This window comes from Mycobacterium sp., from assembly GCF_049673265.1.
Taxonomy (GTDB): domain Bacteria; phylum Actinomycetota; class Actinomycetes; order Mycobacteriales; family Mycobacteriaceae; genus Mycobacterium.
The window spans coordinates 1-16,921 of sequence record NZ_JBATXN010000125.1; the positions used below are offsets into that span (position 1 = coordinate 1).

At 65.4% G+C, this 16,921-nt stretch carries 16 protein-coding genes; 9 read left to right on the forward strand and 7 right to left on the reverse strand.

Features of this window, described 5'->3' with window-relative positions:
• The coding region (locus WBF82_RS04290; protein ID WP_424381885.1) for an alpha/beta fold hydrolase at positions 1–178 on the reverse strand (178 nt) is incomplete at its 3' end.
• Positions 179–266: 88 nt separating this feature from the next.
• Positions 267–1,451, reverse strand: a complete 1,185-nt coding sequence (gene hsaA, locus WBF82_RS04295; RefSeq protein ID WP_424381859.1) for a 3-hydroxy-9,10-secoandrosta-1,3,5(10)-triene-9,17-dione monooxygenase oxygenase subunit — start codon at positions 1,449–1,451, stop codon at positions 267–269.
• A gap of 143 nt (positions 1,452–1,594) precedes the next feature.
• On the opposite strand from hsaA, the gene WBF82_RS04300 reads away from it, so the two are divergent.
• Positions 1,595–2,662: a 2Fe-2S iron-sulfur cluster-binding protein gene (locus WBF82_RS04300; RefSeq protein ID WP_424381860.1), complete on the forward strand. Its 1,068-nt coding sequence runs from the start codon at positions 1,595–1,597 to the stop codon at positions 2,660–2,662.
• A 22-nt stretch (positions 2,663–2,684) separates the two neighbouring features.
• Positions 2,685–3,221 (forward strand): hypothetical protein, encoded by a 537-nt coding sequence (locus tag WBF82_RS04305; protein WP_424381861.1) that lies wholly within the window; start codon positions 2,685–2,687, stop codon positions 3,219–3,221.
• Here the strand turns inward: WBF82_RS04305 and WBF82_RS04310 are convergent.
• Positions 3,218–4,078 (reverse strand): type 1 glutamine amidotransferase domain-containing protein, encoded by an 861-nt coding sequence (locus WBF82_RS04310; protein ID WP_424381862.1) that lies wholly within the window; start codon positions 4,076–4,078, stop codon positions 3,218–3,220. The genes WBF82_RS04305 and WBF82_RS04310 overlap by 4 nt on opposite strands.
• 211 nt (positions 4,079–4,289) lie before the next feature.
• Between WBF82_RS04310 and WBF82_RS04315 the strand changes: the two genes are divergently transcribed.
• The 3 genes from WBF82_RS04315 to WBF82_RS04325 all read left to right on the forward strand — a co-directional run bounded on the left by WBF82_RS04315 (position 4,290) and on the right by WBF82_RS04325 (position 8,046).
• Positions 4,290–5,000 carry a PAS and ANTAR domain-containing protein gene (locus WBF82_RS04315; protein ID WP_424381863.1) on the forward strand — a complete coding sequence of 237 codons (711 nt, stop codon included), beginning with the start codon at positions 4,290–4,292 and terminating at the stop codon, positions 4,998–5,000.
• A 573-nt stretch (positions 5,001–5,573) separates the two neighbouring features.
• A complete protein-coding gene (locus WBF82_RS04320) occupies positions 5,574–7,208 on the forward strand; it encodes a fatty acyl-AMP ligase (RefSeq protein ID WP_424381864.1) in 1,635 nt (544 codons plus the stop codon).
• Positions 7,209–7,245: 37 nt separating this feature from the next.
• The gene (locus tag WBF82_RS04325) at positions 7,246–8,046 is read left to right on the forward strand and encodes a GAF and ANTAR domain-containing protein (RefSeq protein WP_424381865.1); all 801 of its coding nucleotides are present in this window, start codon (positions 7,246–7,248) and stop codon (positions 8,044–8,046) included.
• Here the strand turns inward: WBF82_RS04325 and WBF82_RS04330 are convergent.
• From WBF82_RS04330 to WBF82_RS04340, 3 genes are all read right to left on the reverse strand, one after another.
• Positions 8,043–8,789, reverse strand: coding sequence for a GAF and ANTAR domain-containing protein (locus WBF82_RS04330; protein WP_424381866.1), 747 nt, complete (start codon positions 8,787–8,789; stop codon positions 8,043–8,045). The two genes, WBF82_RS04325 and WBF82_RS04330, sit on opposite strands and share 4 nt — an antisense overlap.
• Positions 8,790–8,807: 18 nt before the next feature.
• Positions 8,808–9,515 carry a GAF and ANTAR domain-containing protein gene (locus WBF82_RS04335; protein ID WP_424381867.1) on the reverse strand — a complete coding sequence of 236 codons (708 nt, stop codon included), beginning with the start codon at positions 9,513–9,515 and terminating at the stop codon, positions 8,808–8,810.
• A gap of 275 nt (positions 9,516–9,790) precedes the next feature.
• Positions 9,791–11,905 (reverse strand): acyl-CoA dehydrogenase, encoded by a 2,115-nt coding sequence (locus tag WBF82_RS04340; RefSeq protein WP_424381868.1) that lies wholly within the window; start codon positions 11,903–11,905, stop codon positions 9,791–9,793.
• A 294-nt stretch (positions 11,906–12,199) separates the two neighbouring features.
• Here WBF82_RS04340 and kstR point away from each other — a divergent pair, with 294 nt between their 5' ends.
• On the forward strand, positions 12,200–12,805 hold the full coding sequence (gene kstR, locus WBF82_RS04345; protein WP_424381886.1) for a cholesterol catabolism transcriptional regulator KstR: 606 nt from the start codon (positions 12,200–12,202) through the stop codon (positions 12,803–12,805).
• 2 nt (positions 12,806–12,807) lie between these two features.
• On the opposite strand, the gene WBF82_RS04350 is transcribed toward kstR, so the two are convergent.
• A complete protein-coding gene (locus WBF82_RS04350) occupies positions 12,808–13,881 on the reverse strand; it encodes a substrate-binding domain-containing protein (RefSeq protein WP_424381869.1) in 1,074 nt (357 codons plus the stop codon).
• A 65-nt stretch (positions 13,882–13,946) separates the two neighbouring features.
• Between WBF82_RS04350 and WBF82_RS04355 the strand changes: the two genes are divergently transcribed.
• The 3 genes from WBF82_RS04355 to WBF82_RS04365 are packed head-to-tail and all read left to right on the forward strand — an operon-like array spanning position 13,947 to position 16,869.
• Complete coding sequence (locus tag WBF82_RS04355; protein WP_424381870.1) at positions 13,947–14,705, forward strand: LamB/YcsF family protein; 759 nt, start codon at positions 13,947–13,949, stop codon at positions 14,703–14,705.
• Complete coding sequence (locus WBF82_RS04360; protein ID WP_424381871.1) at positions 14,705–15,631, forward strand: MBL fold metallo-hydrolase; 927 nt, start codon at positions 14,705–14,707, stop codon at positions 15,629–15,631. The genes WBF82_RS04355 and WBF82_RS04360 overlap by 1 nt, the downstream gene beginning before the upstream one ends.
• Positions 15,628–16,869, forward strand: a complete 1,242-nt coding sequence (locus WBF82_RS04365) for an SLC13 family permease (RefSeq protein ID WP_424381872.1) — start codon at positions 15,628–15,630, stop codon at positions 16,867–16,869. Before WBF82_RS04360 ends, WBF82_RS04365 begins: the two co-directional genes overlap by 4 nt.
• Positions 16,870–16,921: the final 52 nt, after the last annotated feature.

Below are 16,921 nucleotides of genomic sequence, written 5' to 3' on the forward strand. Positions count from 1 at the left end.
GGATGTTGCGCCCGAAGTTCGTCCAGCTCGCCGCTCCGGGGCCGCCGCCGTGCAGCAGCACCACCGTCTGGTCGTGGCCAATGCCCGCTTCGTGGTAGTGCAGCTTCAGCGGGCCGTCGACGTCTACCTCGACATACCGCGAGGTCGACTCGAAGGTGAGTTCTTCCGTCGCGGTCACTTAGCGCCACTCCTCCTCATCGCTTCGTCCCCCTCACCGCTGCGCGGCTGGGGGTGCCCCCACTGCATCGTCGCTGGCGCGCATCCGTCTAGACCATGGTGTCGCCGGGCGGCAGCCCGAACTCGTGGTTACCGAAGATCTGGTAGGCCCGCTCTGGGTCGTTGGCGGCGTGCACCCGCCCGGCGTGCGCGTCGCGCCAGAAGCGTTGCACCGGTTGGTCGTTGCCCAGTGCCGTGGCACCGGACGCCTCAAACAGCCGGTCGATCGAAGCGATCGCCCGTCCGGTGGCACGCACTTGGTCGCGGCGGGCGCGGGTCCGCAGTTCGAAGGGGATCTCCTTGCCCGCGGACAGCAGCGCGTACTCGTCGGCGACGTTGCCGCTCAACTGACGCCAGGCCGCATCGATGTCGCTGGCAGCTTCGGCGATACGAACTTTGGCGAACGGGTCGTCCTTCGCCTTCTCGCCGGCGAACGCCGCCCGCACCCGTTTGCCCTGATGCTCGACATGCGCGTCGTACGCGCCATAAGCCATACCGACGATCGGCGCCGAAATAGTGGTGGGATGCATTGTGCCCCATGGCATTTTGTAAACCGGGGCGGTGTTGGTCTCATACCCGCCCGCGGTGCCGTCGTTCATCGCCTTATAGGACAAGAACCGGTGCCGGGGAACGAAGACGTCCTTGACGACGACGGTGTTGCTGCCGGTGCCGCGCAGTCCGACGACATGCCAGACGTCGTCGATGCGGTATTCGCTACGCGGGATCAGGAAGCTGCCAAAGTCCACCGGCCGGCCGTCCTTGATCACCGGGCCACCGAGGAACGCCCACGTCGCGTGGTCACAGCCCGACGACCAGTTCCACGAACCGTTGACCAAATAGCCGCCGTCGACTACGACGCCCGCACCCATCGGGGCATACGAGGACGAAATCCGTACATCTGTGTCCTGACCCCAGACCTCTTCTTGGGCCTGCTGGTCGAACAGCGCCAGGTGCCAGTTGTGCACGCCGATGATCGAGCTGACCCAGCCGGTCGAACCGCATGCGCTCGCCAGCCGGCGAGCTGCCTCGTAGAACAGCGCGGGGTCGCATTCCAGGCCGCCCCACTGGCTGGGCTGCAGCAGCCTGAAGAAACCGATCTCCTGAAGCTCGCTGACCGTGGCGTCCGGCAAACGGCGCAGGTCTTCGGTCTCCTGCGCCCGCTGCCGCAACTTGGGCAGCAGGTCGTCGATGCCGTCTAGGACCGACTGGGCGTCACGTTGTTCAATGGACGTCACGGGTTCCTCCATAGGTGGCTCACTTAAACAGAGACTAGAACACGTTCCGATTTGTGTCGAGCAGGGTATTCCTGCGGCTGGTAGCGATACTGATCGGGTTTTCTGTAACCTGTTCTAGTTATGACACACGGAAGGGCGGGGCAGTGACGGACACGGTTCCCGACGAGCCGCTCGGCAAGCATGTCCTGGAACTGCAGATCGCCGACGTCGTCGCCGAGACCGATGACGCCCGGTCGCTGGTGTTCACGGTGCCCGACGGAACCGAGATACCGGCGGAGCGGCTGCGCTACGCCCCTGGCCAGTTCTTGACGCTGCGGGTCCCCAGCGATCGCACCGGATCGGTCGCCCGCTGCTACTCGCTGTGCAGCTCGCCGTTCACCGACGACGCGCTGACGGTCACCGTCAAACGGGACAAAGACGGGTACGCGTCGAACTGGCTGTGCGACCACGCCCATCCCGGCATGCGGGTTCACGTGCTGGCGCCGTCGGGCACGTTCGTGCCCAAGACGCTCGACGACGACTTTTTGCTCCTGGCCGCCGGCAGCGGAATCACGCCGGTGATGTCGATCTGCAAATCGGCGCTGTCGGAGGGCAGCGGGCAGGTGGTGCTGCTCTACGCCAACCGCGATGAGCGCTCGGTGATCTTCGGCGACGCGCTGCGCGAGCTCGCCGCCAAATACCCCGACCGGCTGACCGTGATGCACTGGCTGGAGTCACTGCAGGGATTGCCGTCGGCGACCGCGCTGGCCCAACTTGCGGCCCCGTTCACCGACCGGCAAGCGTTCATCTGCGGGCCCGGGCCATTCATGGCCGCCGCGCGCGAAGCCCTGGAAAATCTGAATGTGCCTGCGCAGCAAGTACATATCGAGGTGTTCAAGTCGCTGGACACCGATCCGTTTGCCGCGGTGAAGATCGAGGACGAGGGTGACGAGCCGCCCGCCACCGCGGTCGTCGAGCTGGACGGGCAGACCCATACCGTGTCGTGGCCGCGCGCAGCCAAGCTGCTCGACGTGCTGCTGGATGCCGGCCTCGACGCGCCGTTTTCCTGTCGCGAGGGCCACTGCGGCGCCTGCGCCACGACCCTGCGCAAAGGCAAAGTGAGCATGGAGGTCAACGACGTCTTGGAGCAGCAGGACCTCGACGACGGGCTGATTCTGGCCTGCCAGTCGCACCCGGAGACCGATTCGGTCGAAGTTAGCTACGACGAATAGCCGCGAGCGTTAGGTTCTGCTGATGAGCAAGCAGCTGGTGATTGCACTGGCAGGCGTCGGTCTGATGTTCGCGTTGACGCCGCCAGTGGTCTCGCCGGCGGCCAGCAATAACGCGACGACGGTGATGCCGCTCCCTGACGGTACTCAGCTTGAGACGTATGCACGGCTCGACTGCCATCACGCGAATGGCAGCTGCGACTTCACGGTCGGGGCTGATAGGCGATCTGGTGACGCCGTGACCGGATTCCCCAACGACCTGTGGTCGCGGCAGAGCACCACGATCCGGCCGTCCGACCGGCTGACCTACCTAGACGTGCACGCCACCGCTCAGTACGACCGGGTCAACAAAGACGGCGGTTCGGACGAAGTCACCACGATCTACATGGGCGAAGGGCCGCCGGAGAAGTATCAGACCGTCGGACGGATCGACTCGACAAGCTGGCGCACCGGACAACCCAGTCTTGACGTCAACGTCATCGCCTGCACGCACATCCAGGTGGTCTACAGCGGGGTCAACATCACCTCACCAAGCACCTGCGCGCAAGCCAACTTCTCCTAGATCAGGGAAAGCTTCTGCGACAACACCTTTGCGAAGGTGTGGGTGTCGCCCGGCCACCGCGCCGACACATAGCTGCCGTCGTCGACGACGAAAGCCGGCCGCGAATCGGTTGCGGTGTCACGCGCCAGCCCGGAGCTCTTCATCCGCCAATGCGGTGAGCCGCGCTCGACATCACAAAAGTCCGTCGGGTTTTTTAGCGCACGCGTGACCTCGGACTGCACGGACATGTAGCCGGGCGCTTGCCCGGGTTCCTCGGTGTAGGTGCGGTAATAGTTCGGGTCCCAAAACCGGGTGAACCGGGTGATACGCCAGGCGGTTCGCTCCAGCGCCCACGTCAACGCCGTGGTCCGGCGGCCATACAGCACCGAGTGACCGGTCGTCGGATCCACGCTCCGCGCGGCCAGCAGAACACCGTGACAGATCGCGGCCACGTTCAGCCCGCGGCCGAAGGCGTCGACAACAAGGCGTTGCAGCGTCTCGCTGTCGATATACGACCGCATTCCGCGGGCACGATGGCCGCCGGGTAACAGCAAGGCATCAACGCCCTCGAGCGTGGCTGCCGCCCAACCGGACGGATGCTGATACTCGGTGGATTGCAGCATCTCCCGGTATGCGCGGCGGGCGTCCTTGTTGGCCCGCAGCATCCGGCCGACGACGGTGATGGCACCTAATACCGGTATCGCCGACCAGAAGTCCAAACCGCGGCCGGTGACCATGATGTCGTCGGCCACCCCGGCGCAGCCGCTTTCGGTGGTGAAGACGACGCGGTGGCCGTCGTCGCGCAGCACCTGCCAACTCACCGCGACTTCGGTCGGGTCGAAGTCGCGATCGGGAATCGGTATCAGCACGGTACTCATTTGTGGGCTTTGAGCTTAGGCCCCAGCGATCTTGATATCGGCCCCTTTGGCAACGGCACCCGCTTTTCGGCCAAACGCCACCGCTGGCCGACCGCTTGCATTGTTGCTGAAACTTGGCCATCGAATCTCTTGAGGGGAAGCCATCCAAGATGTACAAAGGTGTTGAAAGTGACGGCAAGCGCCGTGAGATATTCCGCAAAAGGGGTATCGCATGGAGGGATGGCAGCAGACAACATACCGTTTTACCGGGGAGGATTCGAGCTCATCCAACGGTGAGGTCGAGCGGACGTTAGCGGCCGGCGGCCCGCAAAGGGCGGGCTGGTTCCGTTACTTTTTCGACGATGATCGCTGGGAATGGTCATCCCAGGTGCAACGAATGCATGGGTATTTGCCCGGTGAGGTGACACCAACAACCGAAATCGTGTTGGCCCACAAACATCCTGATGACTATCGGCAGATCGCCGACACGCTGGCACTAATTCGGCAGACGCGCCAAGCGTTCAGCAGCCGCCATCGCATCGTCGATGTCGCAGGCCACATTCATCATGTTGTTGTCGTCGGCGATCAACTCCTCGACGAGCGAAACGTCGTCGTCGGCACCCACGGCTTCTATATCGATGTGACACCGACCGAGCAGGCACACCAGGACCAAATCAGCGCGGGTGTCGAGCGAGTCAGCGAACACCGTGCAGTCATCGAGCAGGCGAAAGGCATGCTGATGATGATCTACCAGATCGGCGCGGACGCCGCATTTGACCTACTCAAGTGGCGATCTCAGGAAACCAACGCCAAGCTTCGACCGCTCGCCAAGCAGATCACCGCCGACTTCATCGCCCTCAGCCACAACGGCACGATGCCGGAGAGGTCGGCGTACGACAAAATGCTGCTCACGGCCCATTTGCGCATCGACGAGCATGCTTGAGTTGAAACGCCGCGTATGCGCACACAGCGGGTGTCGACGACGGCCAGTCTGGCGCTGACTGCTTAACACCACAGTTGCACCAACGGTCATCTCGCAGCGGAACGCGAACGCAACCGGCCCTAAATTCCGTCACTGGGTTCCAGGCTACGCCCCACGTAGCGAAGATCGAAAGGGCGTACGGCCGTTAATATCCGACAGCACAAATTCCCGTGTGCTGTACCTGCCTCCTTTTTCTCGACCTGATGACACGTTTGCAGGTGGTGGTGCAATCGCGGAGCAGACGGTACGGTCTGTCTTTGGTTGACTCTCCAGCCATCGGGAAACGCTCCGGGCGGCGATCTGACTTCCCCACCGGGTGGCGATGAACTACAACGTAAGCCGCAGACGTATCGCGCTGCTCCTGATGGGGCCAGTTTTCGGCAGAACAGCCCCTACGCCCTCGCTCCGCCTTTGTCCTCAGGCATTGTCCGGTCATCTCGTCGTCTTCCCAACGATTCAGTTGGGCGCGAGGCACACCGTCACTCGCCCAGCGGCGAACAGGCCGACCGATCGCGCTAGCGCAAGAGGGATTTCATGAGCACTTTTACCGAGACGATGTTCATCAATGCCCGATGGAGTCTGAACGGCATGGTCACCGGCGAGCCCGATGCACCAATACGACACACCTGGGTGGAGGTTCACCAGCGAGCCCGTCACGTTGCCGGCGGCTTAGCCGCGGCAGGAGTCGGGCACGGCGATGCCGTCGCCGTGCTGGCTGGGGCTCCAGTTGAGATCGCGCCTGCCGCCCAAGGCATCTGGATGCGCGGTGCCAGTCTCACTATGTTGCATCAGCCGACCCCACGAACCGACCTGCAGCGTTGGGCCGAGGAGACCGCCGCCGTCATCAAGATGATCGAGGCGAGAGCGGTTTTGGTCTCGGAGCCGTTCATGTCTGCGGCCCCTCTACTGGCACAGTCGGGCACGAATGTGCTGACCATTGAGCAGTTGCTCGACGGCCGTGCGATCGACCCCGTGAACACCGACGACGAGGATGTCGCGTTTCTGCAGTTGACTTCGGGCTCCACGGGGGCTCCGAAGGCGGTCCGGATTACCCACGCGAACTTCGTCGCCAATGCCGAGGCGATGTTCGCCGGTGCGAATGTGGACATTGACACCGACGTGATCGTCAGCTGGCTTCCTTGTTTCCACGACATGGGCATGACGGGCTACCTGACGGTTCCGATGTACTACGGTGTCGAGCTCGTCAAGATTACCCCGATAGATTTTCTGCGCGATGTATTGCTGTGGGGCAAGCTAATTGACAAGTACAAGGGCACCATGACGGCTGCGCCCAACTTCGCCTACAACCTGTTAGCCAAGCGGCTGCGTCGGCAGGCGACACCGGGCCAGTTCGATCTGTCGTCGTTGCGGTGGGCGCTCTCGGGTGCGGAGCAGGTGGACCCTCCCGATGTGCAGGATTTGTGTTCCGCCGGCGCACCGTTCGGGTTGAGGCCGGAGGCGATCATTCCCGCATACGGGATGGCGGAGACGACGGTGGCGGTCTCGTTCACCGAGTGCGGCGAGGGAATGGTCATCGACGAAGTGGACGCCGACCTGCTGGCAGTACTGCATCGGGCAATCCCGGCGACCAAAGGCCGCACGCGTCGATTGGCCTGCGTTGGCCGGCCACTGCAGGGAATGGGGGTGCGGATTGTCGACGAGGACGGCAGTGTGCTCTCGACTCGCAGCGTGGGCGTTATCCAAGTGCGCGGCAAATCGGTGACTAACGGATACGCCACCGTCGCAGGTCTGGTTGCGGCGCAAGATGATCAGGGTTGGTACGACACCGGCGACCTGGGGTATCTGACCGAGACTGGCAACATCGTGGTCTGTGGCCGGGTAAAGGACGTCATCATCATGGGCGGCCGCAAGATCTACCCCACCGACATCGAGCGCGCTGGTGCCCGGGTGGCAGGGGTCCGGCGGGGTTGTGCTGTAGCGGTGCGGTTGGACGCCGAACTGTCGCGCGAGAGCTTCGCCGTGGCGGTCGAGTCGAAGGCTTGGCAGCAGCCGGACGAAGTCCGCCGCATCGAACGTGAAGTAGCACACGAGGTGTTCGCCGAGGTCGATGTGCGGCCCCGCAATGTTGTAGTCCTAGCGCCCGGGGCGATCCCCAAGACACCGTCGGGAAAGCTGCGGCGCGCACACGCGCTGGCGCTGGTTAGCTGATCGGCTTCGCGCCGAACGGCCTAGAATGGTCGTACCGATGTCCGACTACGATGCCCAGCCTGGTCGCGAGCCCCCCCAGCGCCCTCTATCACGGGCGCAGCTCGAAGCGGACGAGGTTGATCTTCATGTGGGGCTGCGCGGAGTGGCCGGGATCGTGGCCGACGCGCGTCAGGTAAGCGAGATCCTCCGGGATGTGGCCGAGTTCGCGTCGCAGGCCATTCCGGGCGTGGACGGGGTGGGCGTTACGTTGATCAAGTCGAACGAGCCCAGACCGCGGATCCAAACCTGGGCGGTGACTGCGGCGTTCGTCGAAGAGATCGACACCGCCCAATACGAGGATCTCGATGAGGGGCCTTGTCTAACCAGCATGCAGTCACAGAGGCCGGCGGTCAGCGGATCACTCGGAAGCGACCCCCGTTGGCCGCACTTCGGCGGGCGGGTGGCCCGGATGGGGGTGCACTCCGTGCTGGCCTTACCGCTGGTGGTGGACAACCGGGTCATCGGTGCCATCAACTCGTATGCATATGGTCGCGACGCGTTCGCAGATCATGCGGTGCAGCTCGGATCGCAGTTCGCACGACCGGCCGCGGTGTCGGTGTACCACGCACTGCTATTGGATAGTGCGCGGGAGCGGACGGAGCGCCTCCAGCGGGCATTGGTGAGTCGGGCCGTGATTGATCAGGCGATCGGGATCATCCGCGCTCGATCGGGTGTTGACGCCTCAGAAGCCTTCGACCGCCTCGCACGGATGAGTCAAAAGGAAAACGTCAAGCTCCACCTCCTCGCGGAGCGGCTGGTGGAGGAGGCTGTGCGACGGGCCCGGGCGCGGCGAGGTTAGCCTGCGAGTTCGGATAATGCGGCAAGAAGCGCCGGGCGGGATTCGCGGTCTCTCATCAACCGCCCAGCCACGTCCGTGAGGTGTTCCTTCCGACTTCGGGCATAGTCACGCAGAAGGGAAAAGGCTTCTTCCACTTCGACATCGAGTCGTTCACGGAGAAAGCCCTTGGCCTGTTCGATGGTGACACGGCTGGCAAGTGCGGCTCTTAGCTGCGGCAGCACAGTGGAGGGCGTGGGCGAATGCTCCTGAACAAGCGCGACGCACGCGATATGTGTAAGGGTTTGCGCGACAAGCAGATCGGCGTCGCTGAGCACTCCCGGACGGGTGCCGAACAGACCGAGCGCACCAAGGACCGCGCCAGCCGCGCGCATCGGAACGGCATGCACCGATGCGAAGCCGGCGTCGCGCGCCGTCCTGGCGAACTGAGGCCATCGACGGGTTTCGGCCCGCACGTCGGCGATGGAAACGGATTGGCCGGTGGCATAGCAGTCCACGCAGGGGCCTTCGTCGGCCTGAAGCTGGAACAGTTCGACGTCCCGGGCTTGTTCGGAGGTAGCGGCCAGAAGGCGAAGCTGACCGAGTGGGTCCGCGAGGAGGAAACCGGCAGCTTCGACGTCGAGAAGGTCTGCGCACCATTCCGTGAGCTGGGTGAGCAGGTCAACAACGTCAAAGTCATCGAGCAGGCTGTCGACCAGGCTGACCACGGCGGCAAGGACGCGGGTTTCACGGGGCGTATTAGTCACGTTGCCCTCCTCGGCGATTTAATCGGGTTCGAGCTCGAGTCTGCGGTCAAGGATGTCGCGGGCGACATCGGTGGCGCTGCGGCCGGTGGCATAGGCGTGCGCGCGAAGTCGTACCAGGGCCTCGGCCGGGTCGATCTCGAGCTGGGCCACGAGCATGCCGGTGGCCTGGCTGACCTCAGCGCGCGAGAGCGCGTTGAGTTCGGCCCAGGCATTGCTGGTCGGGTCGGCGACGGCGGCTTGGAAGTCACCGTCGAGGAGGTCCAAGAGCGGAATGCCGGCAATTTCGGCGGCGGCGGCGGCGCCGGCCAACTTCTCGCCGGCGAGATGGCCAGGTTGGCGGCGAAAAAGGTCAAGAGCTCCAACGTATTCGCCGGCAACGACCACAGGCACGGCGTACACAGAGCGGATTTGATGGGCGAGCATGGCGGGACCGAAAGCGGGCCACCGGAGGTCATCAGGGTCGGCGAGGTCGACCACCAGAACCGGCGCCCGTTGATTGATCGAATCGAGGCACGGGCCTTCTCCCAGAGTGAACTGGAGCTCGTCGAGCATGCGGCCGGTTACGTCGCTCGAGCCGAGGGTTCCGGCCGTCGCCCCGTCGAAGATGAGGGAGATGGCGGCGGCATCGACGTCGAAGAGGACGACACAGGCCGCGCAAAGGCTGTCGGCGGCTTTGCCCCCCCGGCGGCCATCGATGGCGGCGAGCAGTTGCTGGTGGATTGGCACGACTAACCGAACGAGTTGGGAGTTAGCTCGACATCGTGGGTCATTGGAGACGTCCCTGCCTTCAGCCCGAGAGGCCGAATTATTCCGAGTCAGCGACGAGATGACCTCGGTACGGTCATGTTCGAGATGCCGCCGACAGTTTGACCCTACTCCGAACGCACCCGTAGGGGGGACCAGAGGCCGTGTTCTCAGAAACCGCTGTCGACGGCGTCGTAGAAGATCCGGAACATCGTGCGAGCCAACGTCATCCCATTTGACCCAACCGCTCACCGCCGTCAGCGCGGCAGGCCCAGCAGCCGTTCGGCCGCCACCGTGAGCAGGATCTGCTCGGTGCCGCCGGCGATGGTCAGACAGCGGGTGTTGAGGAAGTCATGCACGATCTTGTCCTCGACGGCGCCGGCCCCTTCGGCCAGATCCATCCGGTATTCGGCCAGCGCCTGGCGGTAGCGCACCCCGATGAGTTTGCGCACGCTAGATTCCGAGCCCGGGTCCTGCCCGCCGACGGCGAGCTGCGCGATGCGCTGGTCGAGCAGCGAGCCGACCTGCGCGGTGATGATCAATCGCGCCAACTGATCCTGTTGTGCGACATCAAGATTGACCTTCGCTGCTGCCTCGAGCAGCTGTTCCATCGGGTTGCCCAACGCGGTGCCCTGCGCCATCGCGATCCGCTCGTTGGCCAGCGTGGTGCGGGCCAGCCGCCAGCCGTCATTCACTGTGCCGACCACCATCTCGTCGGGGACGAACACCCCGTCGAGAAACACCTCGTTGAACAGTGCGTCGCCGGTGATTTCGCGCAGCGGCCGGATCAAGATGCCCGGCGAGCTCATGTCGATCAGAAAGTACGTGATCCCTTTGTGTTTCGGCGCATCTGGATCGGTACGGCCAAGGCAGACACCCCACTGCGCCTTATGCGCCGACGACGTCCACACCTTCTGCCCGGTCAGCTCCCAGCCCCCGTCGACTCGCACCGCTTTGGTACGCAACGACGCCAGATCCGAGCCGGCTCCCGGCTCGGAAAACAGTTGGCACCAGAAGATTTCGCCGCGCAAGGTAGCGGGCACAAACCGCTCCACCTGTTCGGGCGTGCCATGTTCGAGGATAGTCGGCGCCGCCCACCAGCCGATCACAAGGTCGGGGCGCGGCACACCCGCCGACGACATTTCCTGATCGATCAGCAGCTGCTCGGCCGGTCCGGCGCCGCGGCCGTACGGCGCCGGCCAGTGCGGCGCCAACAGCCCCGCTTCGGCCAACGCCGCTTGGCGCTTCTCCGCGGGCAGTGCGGCGATACCGGCGATCGCTTCAGCAATCTGGGGTCGCAGGTCGGCGACCTCGCTCAGGTCGATGGACAGCCGACGGCGCTCACCGGCCTGAGTCAGCTCGGCGGTGCGACGCAACCAGCGGGCCGGCCCGCCGAGGAACTGCCCGATCCCGTAGGCCCGTCGCAGGTACAGGTGCGCGTCGTGCTCCCACGTGATGCCGATGCCGCCGAGCACCTGGATGCAGTCCTTGACGTTGGCCTTCACCGCGTCGATAGCGATGCCCGCCGCGATTGCTGCGGCGATGGAGAGTTGGCGGTCATCGTCATCGCCGGCCGCGCGGGCAGCGTCGGCGGCGGCGACGGCCACCTGCTCGGCACGGCACAGCATCTCGGCGCACAGGTGCTTGATCGCCTGGAAGCTGCCGATCGGCTTGCCGAACTGCTCGCGCACTTTGGCGTAGGCGACGGCGGTATCCAGCGCCCAGCGGGCGATTCCCGCCGCCTCGGCGGACAACACCGTCACGGCCAGGTTTTCCACCCGGTCTGCAACTGTGCTGTCCAACTCGGTGGCTGGCGCCGAGGTGAGCACGACCTGCGACAACGGCCGGGAGAAGTCGGTGGCAGACAGCGGCTCGACGGCTACACCATCAGCGCCCGCGTCGATGAGCAGCCACTTTTTGCCTGCCGGTACCAACAGCAGGGCGTCAGCGACGGCGCCGAGCACCCAGCGCGCTGTGCCGGAGGCTCGCGAGGTGGCACCGTTGAACTCGACGTCGGCGTCGAGTGCCACCCCGGCTGTGCGTTCGCCGGCTGCGAGCGCGGCGCGCAACTCCGGATCAGTGACCACCAGCGTCGCCAGCGCCGACGGCGCCACCGGGCCGGGCACCAGGGCTTTGGCGGCCTCGTCGACCATCGCGCACAGGTCCTCGATGCTGCCGCCGGCCCCGCCGCAGTCCTCGGGGACCGCGACGCCGAACAAGCCCAGATCGGTCAGGCCGCCAAAAACCGGTCGCCAGGCGTCAGGTTCCCCCTGCTCGATGGCCCTGACCGCCGCCGTCGCGCCGGACGTCGCGGCCCAGTCGCGCACCAACTCCCGCGCCGCGAACTGTTCGTCGGTGATGGTGGTTGGCACCTGGACTCCTCGGTAGACGTAATCGGCGCTGCCCGAGACGCCCCGCGCAGCACTAGAACGTGTTCTAATAGTGCCAGCGTTCGACCGTCAAGTCGAATGCCATCGCAGCAGGACATCCCGGTGTCTCGGCGGCACGGAGGTGAGAAATTCGCGCTCGGCATGCGTATCGTTTCGGGCGAGGACGCAAGAAAAGGAGCTGTCCGTCAGATGTCCCCTTCTGTTTCGGGGCCAACGAGCACCGGCTCGGGTCAGCCCTCGAGTTCGTCCCCTGCGCAACCTCGTGAGGTGATGAGCGTGGCGGTACTGGCCGAGTCTGAGCTCGGGTCTGAGGCACAACGCGAGCGTCGCAAACGCATCCTCGACGCGACGATGGCCATCGCTTCGAAGGGCGGGTACGAGGCAGTTCAGATGCGTGCGGTGGCCGATCGCGCGGACGTCGCGGTAGGCACGCTCTACCGGTATTTCCCGTCCAAGGTGCATCTGCTGGTCTCCGCGCTGGGCCGGGAATTCGAGCGAATCGATGCCAAGACTGACCGCTCCAGCCTGACCGGCGGGACGCCGTTTCAGCGGCTGAACTTCATGGTCAGCAAACTCAATCGCGCGATGCAGCGCAATCCGCTGCTCACCGAGGCCATGACCCGCGCCTATGTCTTCGCCGACGCCTCGGCGGCCGGCGAAGTTGATCACGTCGAGAAGCTGATCGACTCGATGTTCGCCCGGGCTATGAGCGACGGCGAACCGACCGAGGACCAGTACCACATCGCCCGGGTCATCTCGGACGTGTGGCTGTCGAACCTGCTGGCCTGGCTCACCCGGAGGGCATCGGCCACCGACGTGAGTAAGCGGCTTGACCTCGCGGTGCGGCTGCTGATCGGCAACGGCGAGAACTCCGCAGTCTGACGTCAGGCCGGTGGCCCGGCGGTGCGTCCGCGGATCAGTTCGGTGTCGAGCACCTCGACTGTGGGCTGGATATTGCCCGCGTGCAAGAGCTCGCCTGCCCGGCGCCCTTTCTGCAGGCTCGGCTGCGTCATCGTGGTCAGACCCCGGCTGATCGCCTCGGATATGCCGTCGAAGCCGGTGACGGTCATCTGACCCGGCGCGTACATGCCGCGGCCACGCAGGTAGTCCATCGCCGACAAGGCTAAGACGTCGGCCGTGCACATCAGCGCGGTGATCCGCGGATTGGCGTCTAGCGCGACCTTGGCGGCGTCGCCGCCGGATGCCGGTGTGTGCTCGTAGCTTTCCACCACAGTCAACGACTCCGGGTCGACACCGGCCGCGGCCATCGCGTCGCGGATACCGCGGATGCGTTCGCTCTGCACCTGGAACGTCGACGAGCGGATGCGTTGGGAGTCGACCAGGCCCCGACGACGGTCACGGCGCAGCCGCATCGTCAACAGTCCGATCTCGCGATGGCCCAAACCGAGGACATAATCGCCGAGCTCGCGCATCGCCCCCCGGTCGTCAATGCCGACCGCGGATGCACCAGGCACTTCCTTGGGCTGGTCGACCACCACCAACGGCAGTCGCCGCTGCTGCACGACCTGCAGGTACGGGTCGTCTCCGGCCGCCGAGTAGACCACGAAGCCGTCGACGCCCGCCGCCAGCACGGACGCAGTCCCATCCGCGATGCTGCGGCTTGGCCCGACGGCCACCAGCATCAGCCCCTGACCCAGCTCCTCGCACGACTGGGCAAGCCCTGCAACGAAATCCAGGGCGGCCGGGTCGCTGAACGAATAGGTGAGCGGTTCGGTGATCATCAGGCCCACCGCCCCGGCCCTGCGGGTGCGCAGTGACCGCGCCACCGGATCGGGTCCGGGATAGCCGATGCGCTTGGCGGTGGCGAGCACTCTTTCCCGCAGTTCGGGGGACAGCTGATCGGGCCGGTTGTACGCATTCGAGATGGTGGTGCGCGATACCTTGAGCTCAGCCGCCAGCGACGCCAGGGTCGCCCGCCGTCGCGGCGTGGGGCTCATGGCGTCTGAGGCTACCGGGCATTCCCGCCGGATCGCGGCCAGATTCTCGCCTTAAGCTAGCGATCGTGGCCTCTATCGACCTCAACGCCGACCTCGGCGAGAGCTTCGGCGTCTGGCGGCTCGGCGACGACGACGCCATGCTCGGCATCGTCACCAGCGCCAACGTGGCCTGCGGCTTCCATGCCGGCGACCCGGCCGGGCTGCTGCGGGTGTGCCGGCTGGCCGCGGATCGCGGTGTGCGCATCGGGGCACAGGTCAGCTATCGCGACTTGGCCGGATTCGGCAGGCGATTCATCGACGTTGCGCCGGAGGATCTGCTCGCCGATGTCGTCTATCAGATCGGCGCGTTGGATGGGCTCGCGCAGGCGGCCGGCTCGGCGGTGTCCTACGTCAAACCGCATGGCGCGCTTTATAACACGATCATGACCAACCGTGAGCAGGCCACCGCCGTCGCGCAGGCGGTGCAGATGGTCGACGCGAGCCTGCCGGTGCTGGGCCTGGCGGGTTCGGCGTTCTTCGAGGAGGCGCAAAGCCGTGGCTTGCGCACGGTGCCGGAGGCATTCGCCGATCGTGCCTACCGACCGGATGGCGCACTGGTATCCCGTCGGGAGCCCGACGCGGTGCTGCACGATCCGACGGCCATCGCCGAACGGGTGGTGGCGATGGTGACTACCGGACACGTCACCGCGGTTGACGGGTCTGCCCTCGATGTGCACGTGAAATCGGTTTGTGTGCATGGTGATTCACCTGGTGCAGTTCAGATTGCGGCGGCAGTGCGAGATCGGCTCAAGGCCGACGGGATTGACCTGAAGGCGTTTTGCTGATGAGGCTGCGGCCCGGGCGTCCGGACATCGAGCGGTATGCGCACCGGTTCAGCGTGCCGGTCGCCGAATCCAGCGCGCCGCTGACGGTGACGTGGCTCGGGGTTTCGACGCTCCTGATCGACGACGGGGCTTCGACGCTGCTGACCGATGGCTACTTCTCCCGGCCCAGCCTGGCGCGGGTGGCACTGGGCAAGGTCGCGCCGTCGCCGGTCCGGGTCGACGGGTGTCTGGCCCGCCTCAAGCTGACCCGGCTGGAGGCGGTCGTTCCGGTGCACACGCATATCGATCACGCGCTGGATTCCGCGCTGGTCGCCGATCGCACGGGCGCGCGATTGGTTGGGGGCGAATCGGCGGCCAACGTCGGCCGTGGCTACGGCCTGGCCGAAGACCGTATCGCCGTCGCAATATCTGGCGAGCCAATTCGGTTGGGCGCCTTCGACATGACGCTGATCAAGTCGCAGCACAGCCCACCCGATCGGTTCCCCGGAGAGATCACCGCGCCGGTGATACCGCCGGTGAAGGCATCGGCCTACCGGTGCGGCGAGGCCTGGTCGACGCTGGTGCATCACCGGCCGTCGGACCGGCGGCTGTTGATTCAAGGCAGTGCCGGGTTCGTCAAGGGTTCGCTGGCCGGCCAACGCGCCGATGTCGTCTATCTCGGCGTTGGCCAGCTGGGTCTGCTGGCCGAGCCGTATCTCGTCGACTACTGGACCGAGACGGTGCGCACCGTGGGCGCAAACCGCGTGGTGTTGATTCACTGGGATGATTTCTTTCGCCCGCTGTCAGAACCGTTGCGCGCCTTGCCCTATGCGGGCGACGACTTGGACGTAACACTGCGTGTTCTGAGCAAGCTGGCCGAGCAGGACGGTATCGCGCTGGATATGCCGACGGTGTGGCGGCGCGAAGATCCGTGGGCCCAAATTTGACGCTACTTCTGGCTCTGCTGTCGCTGGCGGCGGTTTTGGCGTTCGCGGTTGCCCGTCCACGGGGTTGGCCCGAGGCGTTCGCCGCCATCCCGGCTGTCGTCATCCTGATCGCCGCCGGCGCAATCTCAACGCACGATGCGGCTGCAGAGGCGGCCCGGTTGTCGCATGTCGTCGCGTTCCTGGGCGCGGTGTTGGTGTTGGCCAAAATGTGCGACGACGAAGGCCTGTTCGAGGCGGCCGGGGCGGCAATGGCACGTGCCCGCTTCGGATCCCAACGCCTGCTGCGGCAAGTGTTCGGCATCGCCGCCGCGATCACCGCGGTGCTGAGCCTGGACGCCACCGTTGTGTTGCTGACGCCGGTGGTACTGACCACCGTGCGGCGGCTGCGGGCACCGGTGCGGCCGCACGCCTACGCGACGGCCCACCTGGCCAATGCCGCGTCGTTACTGCTTCCGGTGTCAAACCTGACCAACCTGTTGGCTTTTCACGTCGCCAACGTGTCCTTCATCAAGTTCACCGCGGTGATGGCGCTGCCCTGGTTGGCCGCGATTGGCACCGTGTACCTCGTCTTCCGGGTGTTCTTCCGCCGCGACCTCAGCGTGCAGCCTGAGCCCGAAGACGACGAGCCGGCACCGCAGATGCCGGTGTTCGCGTTGGTGGTGGTGGCGCTGACGCTGGCCGGGTTCGTGATCGCGGAGGCCGCCGGGGTGGCGCCGGCGTGGGCGGCAATCGCGGGGGCGGCGGCGATGGCGGTACGCAGCCTGACCCGACGGCATACCACCGCGGTGGCGATCGTGCGCGCGGTGAACATACCGTTTCTGGTGTTCGTGTTGGCGTTGGGCGTCGTGGTGCAGGCGGTCATGCAAAACGGTGTGTCCGACCGGATGGCCGAGATGTTGCCGTCCGGTTCCGGTTTGGCCGCGCTGCTCGGCTTCGCGGTGGTGGCGGCGGTGCTGGCCAACGTCGTCAACAATCTGCCCGCGACGCTGGTGCTGGTACCGCTAGTCGCGCCGAGCGGGCCGGCGGCGGTGCTGGCCGTGCTGATCGGTGTGAACATCGGCCCCAACCTGACCTATGTCGGCTCCCTATCAAATCTGCTGTGGCGCAGCGTGTTACGCCGCTACAACGTTCCGGCCAGCGTCGGCGAATACACCAGGCTCGGGCTGTGCACGGTGCCCACGGCGTTGGTAGCGGCAGTGCTGGCACTGTGGGCCGGGGTGCAGTTACTGGGGCTGTAGACCTCGGTGTGACGATTGCGCAGCCGTTAGCGGCTCTTCGTAATCGAGAGTG